This window comes from Pseudomonas sp. PF05, assembly GCF_056521845.1.
The window spans coordinates 74,558-86,824 of the sequence record NZ_JBWLPW010000022.1 but is presented as its reverse complement, the minus strand read 5'-3'; the positions used below and the strand labels follow the sequence as shown (position 1 = coordinate 86,824).

11 protein-coding genes are annotated in these 12,267 nt (G+C 60.7%); 2 read left to right on the top strand and 9 right to left on the bottom strand.

The window, feature by feature from the left end; translation table 11 throughout:
• From AC09SL_RS26575 to rpsB, 9 genes are all read right to left on the bottom strand, one after another.
• A partial coding sequence (locus AC09SL_RS26575; RefSeq protein WP_479571963.1) for a POTRA domain-containing protein occupies nt 1-590 on the bottom strand: 590 nt, incomplete at its 3' end.
• A gap of 74 nt (nt 591-664) precedes the next feature.
• A complete protein-coding gene (gene rseP / locus AC09SL_RS26570; protein WP_064107097.1) occupies nt 665-2,017 on the bottom strand; it encodes an RIP metalloprotease RseP in 1,353 nt (450 codons plus the stop codon).
• Nucleotides 2,018-2,069: 52 nt separating this feature from the next.
• On the bottom strand, nt 2,070-3,260 hold the full coding sequence (gene ispC / locus AC09SL_RS26565) for a 1-deoxy-D-xylulose-5-phosphate reductoisomerase (protein WP_058543423.1): 1,191 nt from the start codon (nt 3,258-3,260) through the stop codon (nt 2,070-2,072).
• Nucleotides 3,257-4,063, bottom strand: coding sequence for a phosphatidate cytidylyltransferase (locus tag AC09SL_RS26560; RefSeq protein WP_058543416.1), 807 nt, complete (start codon nt 4,061-4,063; stop codon nt 3,257-3,259). Before AC09SL_RS26560 ends, ispC begins: the two co-directional genes overlap by 4 nt.
• The gene (uppS, locus tag AC09SL_RS26555; RefSeq protein ID WP_058543417.1) at nt 4,063-4,818 is read right to left on the bottom strand and encodes a polyprenyl diphosphate synthase; all 756 of its coding nucleotides are present in this window, start codon (nt 4,816-4,818) and stop codon (nt 4,063-4,065) included. Before uppS ends, AC09SL_RS26560 begins: the two co-directional genes overlap by 1 nt.
• 13 nt (nt 4,819-4,831) lie before the next feature.
• Nucleotides 4,832-5,389: a ribosome recycling factor gene (frr, locus tag AC09SL_RS26550; RefSeq protein WP_058543418.1), complete on the bottom strand. Its 558-nt coding sequence runs from the start codon at nt 5,387-5,389 to the stop codon at nt 4,832-4,834.
• Complete coding sequence (gene pyrH, locus AC09SL_RS26545; RefSeq protein ID WP_003198235.1) at nt 5,386-6,129, bottom strand: UMP kinase; 744 nt, start codon at nt 6,127-6,129, stop codon at nt 5,386-5,388. The genes frr and pyrH overlap by 4 nt, the downstream gene beginning before the upstream one ends.
• A gap of 213 nt (nt 6,130-6,342) precedes the next feature.
• Complete coding sequence (tsf, locus tag AC09SL_RS26540; protein ID WP_058543419.1) at nt 6,343-7,209, bottom strand: translation elongation factor Ts; 867 nt, start codon at nt 7,207-7,209, stop codon at nt 6,343-6,345.
• 194 nt (nt 7,210-7,403) lie between these two features.
• Nucleotides 7,404-8,141 carry a 30S ribosomal protein S2 gene (gene rpsB, locus AC09SL_RS26535; RefSeq protein WP_003198231.1) on the bottom strand — a complete coding sequence of 246 codons (738 nt, stop codon included), beginning with the start codon at nt 8,139-8,141 and terminating at the stop codon, nt 7,404-7,406.
• 529 nt (nt 8,142-8,670) lie between these two features.
• Here rpsB and map point away from each other — a divergent pair.
• Entirely contained in the window at nt 8,671-9,453 is a 783-nt protein-coding gene (gene map / locus AC09SL_RS26530; RefSeq protein ID WP_003198229.1) for a type I methionyl aminopeptidase, read from the top strand.
• Between the two features lie 44 nt (nt 9,454-9,497).
• Nucleotides 9,498-12,200 (top strand): [protein-PII] uridylyltransferase, encoded by a 2,703-nt coding sequence (locus tag AC09SL_RS26525; protein WP_058543420.1) that lies wholly within the window; start codon nt 9,498-9,500, stop codon nt 12,198-12,200.
• The last annotated feature ends 67 nt before the right edge of the window (nt 12,201-12,267 follow it).

The window sequence follows — 12,267 nt, the reverse complement described above, 5'->3', positions numbered from 1 at the left end:
TCGAACAGGTCCATCAGGTCTTCGTCAGGGAAAACCGTGTTGCCCACCACGTTGATGTGCTGGATGGCCGCCACGGTGCCTTCGTTGATGTTGACCTTCAGGCCGACGCGGTTGCGCGGCTGCGGCACCACTTCGGTGTCGACGGTGGCCGAGTAGCGGCCCTGGGCAACGTACTGGCGTTGCAGTTCGTTACGCACACCCTCGAGGGTGGCGCGCTGGAAGATCTCGCCTTCGGCCAGGCCGGATTGCTTGAGGCCCTTCATCAGGTCTTCGGTGGAGATCGCCTTGTTGCCTTCGATCTCGATACTGGCGACCGACGGGCGCTCGACCACGGTGATGACCAGGACATTGCCGTCACGGCCCAGTTGGATATCTTGAAAGAAGCCGGTCTTGAACAGCGCACGCGTGGATTCCACCAGGCGCCGATCATCCGCCTGCTCGCCGACGTTCAACGGCAAGGCACCAAAGACGCTACCCGCGGAGACCCGCTGGAGGCCATTGACGCGAATATCAGAGATAGTGAAGGACTCGGCGTGAACTTCGGCGATCATCAATACGGTGAGAACCGCAGTTAGCAGCAGACGTTTCATGAAGTCCTTTCTTATTCCAACTGGCAATAAACAAACTGCCGCAAAATGCGGCAGATTCGCAATTCAGCGAAGCGTTACAGACGACCCAGATCGTTGACGAGGGCAAGCAACATGACCCCGACCACCAAGCTGATACCGATCTGTATCCCCCAACCCTGCACCCGATCCGACAAGGGACGACCACGCGCCCACTCGATCAGATAAAACAGCAGATGCCCCCCATCCAGTACCGGGATGGGCAGCAAATTCAGAACCCCCAGGCTAATGCTCAGATAAGCAAGGAAATTCAGGAAATCAGCGACGCCCGACTGGGCAGAAGCGCCCGCCACTTTAGCAATGGTTATCGGTCCACTCAAGTTTTTTACCGAGAGCTCGCCGAACAACATTTTCTTGAGCGAGTCCAGCGTCAGGACACTCATGGTCCAGGTACGACGCGCACCCTCGCCAATCGCCGCCACGGGGCCGAAACTGACCTCGCGAATCATTTCCGGCGGCCAGTCCACTGCCTTGACGCCCGCCCCCAGGTAACCGGTCGGCGCCTTGCTCTCGCCACGGGCGGCCAGGGTCACCGGGACATCGATTGGAGCACCGTCGCGCTCGACGCGCAGCACAATCTTGCTATCGGGACGTACGCGAACTGAATCGACCACCTGTTGCCAGTCACCGACCGGCTGGCCGTCGAGTGCCAGCAACCGATCGCCGGTCTTCAGGCCGGCAGCCTGGGCCGGGCCTTTCGGATCGAGCTCGGCAAGTATTGGCGGCATCGCCGGACGCCATGGCCGGATCCCCAGGGACCGGATCGGATCCGGCTCGTCGGCGCCCTTGAGCCAGTTGTCCAAGGCCAGTTCGCGAGGTGAATCCACCGTGGAGCCCTGCTCGCGCACCATCAATTGCAACGAGCCGCTCTCACCCAGGCGACGCACCAGTTGCAGATTGACCGCCGCCCAGCCCGTCGTCGGCTCTCCATCGATCGCCACGATTTCCTGCCCGGCACCCAGCCCGGCACGGGCGGCAATGCTACCCGATTCCACCGCACCGATGACCGGACGCACCTGCTCGCTGCCCAGCATCGCCAGGCCCCAGAAAAACACCATGGCCAGCAGGAAGTTGGCGATTGGCCCCGCCGCGACGATGGCGATACGCTGACGGACGGTCTTGCGATTGAAGGATTGATCGAGCTGATCGGCCGGGACTTCGCCTTCGCGCTCGTCGAGCATCTTGACGTAGCCGCCCAGCGGGATGGCCGCTACGACGAACTCGGTGCCTTTCTTGTCGTGCCAGCGCAGCAATGGCATGCCAAAGCCCACGGAAAAACGCAGGACCTTGACGCCACAGCGACGCGCGACCCAGAAATGACCGAATTCGTGAAATGTGACCAACACCCCCAAGGCAACCAGGGTGCCGACAATCATATAGAGCGCGCTCATCTGTTTTCTCCGCAATCCTGTCCAGGGCAACCCTGGCTAACGTATCGCAGCTTCAACGCCCGTGGCGCTGCAGCCATTGGCCCGCCAACTCACGAGCCCTGGCATCGGCCGTAAACACCGTATCGAGGTCATTGACCGAAACCACGGCCTCGAGATTCAAGACTTCCTCGATGATACTCGCGATCTCGAGGTAACGGACACGTCCATCGAGAAACGCTGCAACCGCCACTTCGTTGGCGGCGTTAAGCATGGCCGGGGCACTGTTGCCCGCCTCGGCCGCCTGGCGCGCCAGGCGCAGGCAGGGGAAGCGCTGCTCATCGGGCGCCTGGAAATCCAGGCGAGCGATGGCGAACAGGTCCAGCGGCGCAACGCCCGAATCGATGCGCTCCGGCCAGGCCAGGGCATTGGCGATCGGCGTGCGCATGTCCGGATTGCCCAACTGGGCCAGCACCGAACCGTCGACGTAGTCCACCAGGGAGTGAATCACGCTCTGGGGATGAATCACCACCTCGACCTGGGATGGCTTGGCATCGAACAGCCAGCAGGCCTCGATCAGCTCCAACCCCTTGTTCATCATGCTGGCCGAATCCACGGAAATCTTGCGCCCCATGGACCAGTTCGGGTGCGCACAGGCCTGCTCGGGTGAAACATGCACCAATTCTTCCAGCGGTGTCTGCCGGAACGGACCACCGGAGGCTGTCAGCAAAATCCGCCGAACCCCTACCGCGCCGAGGCCTCGGGAAAAATCCTGCGGCATGCATTGAAAAATCGCATTGTGCTCGCTGTCGATGGGCAGCAACACCGAGCCACTTTTACGCACAGCCTGCATGAAGAGCGCGCCGGACATCACCAGCGCTTCTTTGTTGGCCAGCAGGATCTTCTTGCCGGCCTCCACCGCCGCCAGCGTCGGACGCAAGCCTGCCGCACCGACAATTGCCGCCATCACGGCGTCGACCTCAGGGTCGGACGCCACTTGGCAGAGCCCCTCCTCCCCCACCAGCACACGGGTTTGCAGGCCAGCGGCGCGCAGATCGTCCTGCAATGCCCGCGCCGCATCGGCCTCAGGCACCACGGCAAACCTCGGCGTGTGGCGTATGCACAATGCCAGCAATTCACTCAAGCGCGTGAAGCCACTGAGGGCGAACACCTGGTACCGCTCCGGGTGCCGGCCGATGACATCGAGCGTACTCAGGCCGATCGAACCGGTCGCGCCAAGGACTGTAATCTGCTGGGGGCGACTCACGATGCCGCCACCCACAACAGCACGGCAAAGACTGGAATCGCGGCGGTAAGGCTGTCGATGCGATCGAGCACGCCACCGTGACCGGGCAGCAGGTTACTGCTGTCCTTGATCCCCGATTGACGCTTGAACATGCTTTCGGTCAGGTCGCCGACCACGGACACAAATACGATCAGGGCTGCACCAATAAGGCCCATCAACAGCTGCGCGACGGTCCAGTCCCGCACGAAGCCGACCACAGTGGTGATCACCAGGCTCAAGGCCAGGCCACCATAGACCCCTTCCCAGCTCTTGCCCGGGCTGACCTTCGGCGCCAGCTTGCGCTTGCCGAAGGCCTTGCCGGAAAAATAGGCGCCGACGTCGGCGCCCCAGACCAGCACCATCACGGCCATGATCTGCCAGTTGCCCAGCGGGCCTTGCTTGATCCAGATCAGCCCCTGCCAGGCCGGCAGCAGGATCAACAGGCCGATCACCAGCTTGGTCGCCGCGTTGGCCCAATGATGGGTAGTCTGCGGATAGGTCAGGACCAGGAAGGTCGCTGTCGCCCACCACAGCACCGCGGCACCCAGCACCCAAGGCGCGAGGCCGGGTACCACGTACATGATCAACAGCATGGCCGCCACGGCCGCTGCGTAGGCCACCCGCGCCGACTGCGCAGGAAAACCCGCCAGCCGCGCCCACTCCCACGCCCCCAAGGTCACGACCAGCCCAATGAACAGCGCAAAACTGGCGCCTTCGAGCAGGAAGAAACCACCCAGGGCGATGGGCAACAGGATCAAGGCGGTGATGATTCGTTGTTTAAGCATTAAACCCGGGCTCCAGCTTCGATCTGCTCGCTCGTTTTACCGAAGCGACGCTGACGGGAAGCGAAATCGGCCAGTGCGGTGCGCATGGCTTCGTGTTTGAAGTCCGGCCAGAACAGGTCGGAGAAGTACAACTCGGCATAAGCCAACTGCCAGAGCAGGAAGTTGCTGATGCGATGTTCGCCACCGGTACGGATGCACAGGTCCGGCAACGGCAGGTCGCCGGTCGCCAGGCAGGTCTGCAGCAGTTCCGGCGTGATGTCTTCCGGGCGCAAATGACCGGCCTGGACTTCTCGCGCTAGCCGCTGGGCAGCCTGGGCGATGTCCCACTGGCCGCCATAGTTGGCGGCGATCTGCAGGACAAACCGATCGGCGCCCGTCGTCGCGGCCTCGGCCTCGCGCATCGCAGCCTGCAACTCAGGATGGAAACGCGAGCGATCACCGATGATCCGCAGGCTGATCCTGTTTTCGTTGAGGCGCTTGGCCTCGCGACGCAGGGCCTTGAGGAACAAGTCCATCAAGGCGCTGACTTCATCGGCCGGACGCTGCCAGTTCTCGCTGGAGAAGGCGAACAGGGTCAGCACTTCGACCCCGGCCTCGGCGCACACCTCGATAACCGCACGAACCGCATCAACCCCCGCCTTGTGCCCGGCGACGCCAGGCATAAAGCGTTTCTTGGCCCAGCGGTTGTTGCCGTCCATGATGATCGCCACGTGGCGCGGCACCGCGAACGGCACAGCCTGCTTGGTCTTTTCCATGAAAACGAGACCCTTATACGGCCATCAGGTCTTTTTCTTTCTGCGCCAGATTCGCGTCGATCTGTGCCACGTACTTCTTGGTCAGCTCGTCGATCTCGCCAGTGGCACGACGCTCTTCGTCTTCGCTGATTTCCTTTTCCTTGACCAAGTCCTTGAGCTGGCTGTTGGCATCGCGACGGATGTTGCGCACGGCAACACGGGCGTCTTCAGCCACATCACGGGCCTGCTTGGTGAAGCCCTTGCGGGTTTCCTCGGTCAGGGCCGGCATGGAGATCAGCAGCAGCTCCCCCAGGTTGGTCGGGTTCAGGTTCAGACCGGCACTGCCGATAGCCTTGTCGACCGCGGCCAGCATGTTGCGCTCGAAGGCCACGACCTGCAGGGTACGCGCGTCCTTGACGGTGATGTTGGCCACTTGCTTGATCGGGGTATCGGAGCCGTAGTACGGCACCATCACACCTTCGAGGATGCTTGGGTGCGCCTGGCCGGTACGGATGCGACCGAAGTTGTGCGCCAGCGATTCCACGGATTTCTGCATGCGCTGTTCGGCGTCTTTCTTGATTTCGTTGATCATTGTTGAACTTCCTCGATCAGTGTTCCTTCGGCGCCGCCATGGACGATATTGAGCAGGGCACCGGGCTTGTTCATGTTAAAGACGCGCAGCGGCATCTTGTGGTCGCGGCACAGGCAGATAGCCGTCAGGTCCATGACACCCAGCTTGCGATCCAGCACTTCATCGTAGGTCAGATGATCGAACTTCTCGGCATGCGGGTCCTTGAACGGGTCAGCGGTATACACGCCATCGACCTTGGTTGCCTTGAGCACGACATCGGCATCGATCTCGATCGCTCGCAGGCAGGCGGCCGAATCCGTGGTGAAGAACGGATTACCGGTACCGGCGGCAAAAATCACAACTTCCTTGGAATTGAGGTGGCGCATGGCTTTGCGGCGGTCGTAGTGATCGGTTACGCCAACCATGGAAATGGCCGACATCACGATGGCCGAGATATTGGCACGCTCCAGCGCGTCACGCATAGCCAGGGCGTTCATCACAGTGGCCAGCATGCCCATGTGGTCGCCCGTGACCCGATCCATGCCGGCCGCGCTCAGCGCTGCGCCGCGGAACAGGTTGCCGCCGCCTATGACCAGGCCGACCTGAACGCCGATCCCGACCAACTGGCCGACTTCCAGGGCCATTCGATCCAGCACTTTCGGATCGATCCCGAACTCTTCCGAGCCCATCAGGGCCTCGCCGCTAAGCTTGAGTAGAATGCGTTTATAGCGAGCCTGATAACCACTGCCCTGCTGAGCCATTGCGAATCTCTCCTGCGGCGTATTTGTCAAAAAATTCTCTGCAGCTGTTTGCAGCCTGCGTTCACTCTAGCTTGACGCTGACACAGCGTCATCGGAACACGGCTTTGTAAGCCAGTTCCGACAGGAAACCAATATAAATCGGCATCCCCATCCAAAAAGAGGCTGCGCGCGTTAAGCGGGCAGCCTCTTCTGGGCGACAGTCGTGAAACCGTCTTATTGCTTGCTGGCAGCAGCTACCTGGGCAGCAACTTCTTCAGCGAAGTTGTCGACCGGCTTCTCGATACCTTCGCCCACTTTGAAGTAGGTGAAAGAAACGATTTCAGCACCGGCTTTCTTCGCCAGGTCGCCAACTTTGACTTCCGGGTTCTTGACGAAAGCCTGCTCAACCAGGCTGGCTTCGGCCAGGAACTTGGCGATACGGCCGCTGACCATTTTTTCTGCGATTTCAGCAGGCTTGCCTTTGAGCTTCTCTTCGTTCAACTGCAGGAAGACGCCCTTCTCGCGCTCGATCGCTTCAGCCGAAACGTCCGAAGGCAGCAGGAACTCAGGGTTGGTTGCAGCCACGTGCATGGCGATGTCTTTCGCCAGGTCGGTATCGCCGCCCTTCAGGACAACCGCAACACCGATCTTGTTGCCGTGCAGGTAAGTACCGACCACGTCGCCTTCAACGCGAACCAGACGGCGGATGTTGACGTTCTCGCCGGTCTTGCCAACCAGGACCAGGCGCGCTTCTTCCTGAGCTTCGATCAGCGGAGCTGCGTCGGTCAGTTTGTCAGCGAAGGCTTTGTCGACGCTGGCAGCGACGAATGCCTTGAAGTCATCCTGCAGAGCCAGGAAGTCGGTCTGGGAGTTAACTTCCAGCAGGACGGCAGCCTTGCCGTCGTCCTTGATGGCGATGGCGCCTTCAGCGGCGACGTTGCCCGCTTTCTTGGCAGCCTTGATGGCGCCCGAAGCACGCATGTCATCAATGGCTTTTTCGATGTCGCCGCCAGCCTTGGTCAAGGCTTTCTTGCAGTCCATCATGCCTTCGCCGGTACGCTCGCGCAGTTCTTTGACCAACGCTGCAGTAATCTCTGCCATTTCAAAATCCTCTTGGATAGGTTTTCAACCATTCCACCCGATCGAACGGGCGATCAATTCTTCCTGGAAAACCACTGCTTATAGGCCGCGGCAGGTTACAAACAAATCACTGCGCTGGCGGCAAATGGTTTTCGAGGTGGCAAAAAGGGGGCCAAGCCCCCTTTTTGCTTACTGAGTCAACGCCAGGGCGTCAATTACTCAGCGGCTGCTGCCGGAGCTTCTTCAGCGAAGACTTCGGTGCCGCCATTCACGTTGTTGCGACCACGGATAACAGCGTCAGCCATCGACCCCATGTACAGCTGGATGGCGCGGATGGCGTCATCGTTGCCTGGGATGATGTAGTCAACGCCTTCCGGGCTGCTGTTGGTATCGACAACGCCGATGACCGGGATACCCAGCTTGTTGGCTTCGGTGATCGCGATGCGCTCGTGGTCAACGTCGATCACGAACAGTGCGTCAGGCAGACCGCCCATGTCCTTGATACCGCCCAGGGAGCGGTCCAGCTTCTCAAGATCGCGAGTGCGCATCAGCGCTTCTTTCTTGGTCAGCTTGGCGAAAGTACCGTCTTCGGACTGGACTTCAAGGTCACGCAGACGCTTGATGGAAGCGCGAATGGTCTTGAAGTTGGTCAGCATGCCGCCCAACCAGCGGTGATCGACGTACGGCGAACCGCAACGTGCTGCTTCTTCAGCAACGATCTTGCCAGCGGAACGCTTGGTGCCGACGAACAGAATCTTGTTTTTGCCCTGGGCCAGGCGTTCTACGAAGGTCAGTGCTTCGTTGAACATCGGCAGGGTTTTTTCAAGGTTGATGATGTGGATCTTGTTACGCGCGCCGAAAATGTACTTGCCCATTTTCGGGTTCCAGTAACGGGTCTGGTGACCGAAGTGCACACCGGCCTTCAGCATATCGCGCATATTGACTTGGGACATGATAGTTCCTTGATAAGTCGGGTTTGGCCTCCACGTATCCCAATGACCAACCAGCGGCTATATAGCCAAAGGCACCCAGGTCATCGTGTCGACACGTGTGTGGATTTAAGCTTACGGGGTCATCCCCGGAAAGCGGCGCATTTTATACCACAGCAAGGGCGAAAACGGAACACGGATTCTGAAATCCTCTGTGGCGAGGGGGTTTAGCGAAACGTCGCACCGCCCGCTGGACTTTGTAGGAGCTGGCGAAGCCTGCGATCTTTTGATCTTTTGATCTTTCGCTTGAGACTCAAGTGCCTGGGGAAAGATCGCAGCCTCGTTGCACTCGACAGCTCCTACACAGCTCCTACACAGCTCTTACGGGGATCTACGGGCGCGTGCCAGCGGGGTTCCCCTCGCCACAGAGTTCGGGCCGGGGAGCTCTTTGTGCCGATCGTCTGTTAGAATCGGCTCTTTACAGGGCCACGTGAATCATCATCCGCCGCCCATTTCGCTTTGAACAGCGCCGTCGGGCGCAGAGAGAGCCTGTATGACCGTTACCCTCAAGACCCCCGAGGACATCGCCAAAATGCGTGTCGCCGGCAAACTCGCCGCCGATGTGCTGGAGATGATCGCCGACTACGTCAAGCCTGGCGTGACCACCGAAGAGCTGGACCGCATCTGCCACGACTACATCGTCAACGAGCAGAAGGCCATCCCGGCCCCGCTCAACTACAAAGGCTTCCCGAAGTCGATCTGCACCTCGATCAACCACGTGGTCTGCCACGGTATCCCCAACGAAAAACCGTTGAAGGATGGCGACACCCTGAACATCGACGTCACCGTCATCAAGGACGGCTTTCACGGCGACACCAGCCGCATGTTCCATGTCGGCAACGTACCGGAGTGGGCCCAGCGCCTGTCCAAGGTCACCCAGGAATGCATGTACATGGCCATCGAACTGGTGAAGCCCGGCTGCCGCCTGGGAGACATCGGCGAGGTGATCCAGAAGCACGCGCAAAAGAACGGCTTCTCGGTGGTGCGTGAGTTCTGCGGCCATGGCATCGGCAAGGTGTTCCACGAAGAACCGCAGATCCTGCACTACGGTCGTGCCGGCACGGGCATGGAGCTGCAGGCGGGCATGACCTTCACCATCGAGCCGATGATCAACCAGGGCCGCGCCGACACCAAGGTGCTGGGCGACGGCTGGACTGCCATCACCAAGGATCGCAAGCTGTCGGCCCAGTGGGAACATACCTTGCTGGTCACCGAGACCGGATACGAGATCTTCACCCTGCGCAGCGATGACACCATCCCTCGCGTTTCCGCCTGATCCGAACCCAGCCTATAGCTATAGATAGAAAGGAAAGCCATTCAATGCCGCAGGTGGATCCCGAACTCTTCGACCGCGGCCAGTTCCAGGCTGAACTGGCCTTGAAGGCAAGCCCCATCTCGGCGTTCAAGAAGGCGATCCGCCAGGCCCACGAAGTGCTCGACCAGCGTTTTCGCAATGGCCGGGACATTCGGCGGCTGATCGAGGACCGTGCCTGGTTCGTCGATAACATCCTGCAAAAGGCCTGGGAGCAGTTCGACTGGAGCGAAGATGCCGACATCGCCCTGGTGGCGGTGGGCGGTTATGGGCGCGGCGAGCTGCACCCCTACTCCGACATCGACCTGTTGATCCTGCTGGACAGCGCCGATCACGAGGTTTTTCGCGACTCCATCGAGCGGTTCCTGACGCTGTTGTGGGACATTGGCCTGGAAGTCGGCCAGAGCGTGCGCTCGGTGCAGGAATGCGCCGACGAGGCCCGCGCCGACCTGACGGTGATCACCAACATGATGGAAAGCCGTACCATCGCCGGCCCCGAGCACCTGCGCCAGCGCATGCTCGATGTCACCAGCACAGAGCACATGTGGCCCAGCAAGGACTTTTTCCTGGCCAAGCGCGCCGAGCAGAAGGCCCGCCACCACAAGTACAACGACACCGAATACAACCTGGAGCCCAACGTCAAGGGCTCGCCCGGCGGGCTGCGGGACATCCAGACGATCCTCTGGGTCGCCCGGCGCCAGTACGGCACGCTGAACCTGCGCGCCCTGGCCGGCGAAGGTTTCCTGGTGGAAAGCGAAAACGCCTTGCTGGCCTCGTCCCAGGAATTCCTGTGGAAGGTCCGCTACGCCCTGCACATGCTGGCCGGGCGCGCCGAGGACCGCCTGCTGTTCGATCACCAGCGCTCCATTGCGAGCCTGTTGGGTTTCGAGGGCCAGGACGCCAAGCAATCCATCGAAAACTTCATGCAGCAGTACTACCGCGTGGTGATGAGCATCGCCCAGCTCAGCGAACTGATCATCCAGCACTTCGAGGAAGTCATCCTCGCCCCCGAAGACGAAGAACCGCCGCAGCCGATCAACTCTCGTTTCCAACTGCACGATGGCTACATCGAGGCGCGCAACGCCAATGTGTTCCGCCGCACGCCCTTCGCCATGCTGGAAATCTTCGTACTCATGGCCCAGCAGCCGGAAATCAAGGGTGTACGTGCCGATACCATTCGCCTGCTGCGGGAAAACCGTCACCTGATCGATGACGATTTCCGCCACGACATCCGCAACACCAGCCTGTTCATCGAGTTGTTCAAGTGCAAGATCGGCGTGCACCGCAACCTGCGGCGCATGAACCGCTACGGGATCCTCGGGCGCTATCTGCCGGAGTTCGGTTTCATCGTCGGGCAAATGCAGCACGACCTGTTCCACATCTATACGGTCGATGCCCACACCCTGAACCTGATCAAGCACCTGCGTAAGCTCCAGTACACCCAGGTGTCGGAGAAATTCCCGCTGGCCAGCAAGCTCATGGGCAAGTTGCCCAAGCCTGAACTGATCTACATGGCCGGGCTGTATCACGACATCGGCAAGGGCCGCCAGGGCGACCACTCCGAGATCGGCGCGGTGGATGCCGAGGCATTCTGCCAGCGCCATCAACTGCCCCTGTGGGACAGCCGGCTGATCGTCTGGCTGGTGCAGAACCACCTAGTCATGTCCACCACCGCCCAGCGCAAGGACTTGTCCGACCCGCAGGTGATCCACGACTTCGCCCAGATCGTCGGCGATGAAACGCGCCTGGATTACCTCTACGTGCTGACCGTGGCCGACATCAACGCGACCAACCCGACCCTGTGGAACTCCTGGCGCGCCAGCCTGTTGCGCCAGCTCTACACCGAGACCAAGCGCGCCTTGCGCCGTGGCCTGGAAAACCCGGTGGACCGCGAAGAGCAGATCCGTCGCACTCAAAGTGCCGCCCTGGACATCCTGGTGCGCGGTGGTACCGACCCGGACGACGTCGAGCAGCTCTGGTCGCAATTGGGCGATGACTATTTCCTACGGCACACCGCCGGCGACGTGGCCTGGCACAGCGATGCGATCCTGCAGCAACCGGCCGATGGCGGGCCGTTGGTGCTGATCAAGGAAACCACCCAGCGCGAGTTCGAGGGTGGCACGCAGATCTTCATCTACGCCCCGGACCAGCACGACTTCTTCGCCGTGACCGTGGCAGCGATGGACCAGCTCAACCTCAACATCCATGACGCACGGGTCATTACCTCCAGCAGCCAGTTCACCCTCGACACCTACATCGTGCTCGACACCGATGGCGACTCGATTGGCGACAACCCGGCGCGGGTCAAGCAGATTCGCGACGGCCTGACCGAAGCCCTGCGCAACCCGGCGGACTACCCGACCATCATCCAGCGCCGGGTGCCGCGCCAGCTCAAGCATTTCGCCTTCGCGCCCCAGGTGACGATCCACAACGACGCCCAGCGCCAGGTCACCGTACTGGAACTCAGCGCCCCGGACCGCCCGGGCCTGCTGGCGCGGATCGGTCATATCTTCCTGGAGTTCGACCTGTCGCTGCAAAACGCCAAGATCGCCACCCTCGGCGAACGGGTGGAAGACGTCTTCTTCATCACCGACGCGCATAACCAGCCGCTGTCCGATCCGCAGCTGTGCAGCCGCCTGCAGGAAGCGATCGTGCAGCACTTGAGCGTCAACCAGGAACCCGATGCTCACCTGACACGTATCAGCATCTGAACGAACAATCCCCCTCTGTGGGAGCGAGCTTGCTCGCGATAGCGACGGAACATCCAGCATTGATGTT

Coding starts and splice junctions, on each gene's coding strand:
- pyrH (WP_003198235.1), bottom strand. CDS start 6,129: ATGGCTCAGCAGGGCAGTGGTTATCAGGCTCGCTATAAACGCATTCTA.
- AC09SL_RS26560 (WP_058543416.1), bottom strand. CDS start 4,063: ATGCTTAAACAACGAATCATCACCGCCTTGATCCTGTTGCCCATCGCC.
- map (WP_003198229.1), top strand. CDS start 8,671: ATGACCGTTACCCTCAAGACCCCCGAGGACATCGCCAAAATGCGTGTC.
- rseP (WP_064107097.1), bottom strand. CDS start 2,017: ATGAGCGCGCTCTATATGATTGTCGGCACCCTGGTTGCCTTGGGGGTG.
- tsf (WP_058543419.1), bottom strand. CDS start 7,209: ATGGCAGAGATTACTGCAGCGTTGGTCAAAGAACTGCGCGAGCGTACC.
- frr (WP_058543418.1), bottom strand. CDS start 5,389: ATGATCAACGAAATCAAGAAAGACGCCGAACAGCGCATGCAGAAATCC.
- rpsB (WP_003198231.1), bottom strand. CDS start 8,141: ATGTCCCAAGTCAATATGCGCGATATGCTGAAGGCCGGTGTGCACTTC.
- uppS (WP_058543417.1), bottom strand. CDS start 4,818: ATGGAAAAGACCAAGCAGGCTGTGCCGTTCGCGGTGCCGCGCCACGTG.
- AC09SL_RS26525 (WP_058543420.1), top strand. CDS start 9,498: ATGCCGCAGGTGGATCCCGAACTCTTCGACCGCGGCCAGTTCCAGGCT.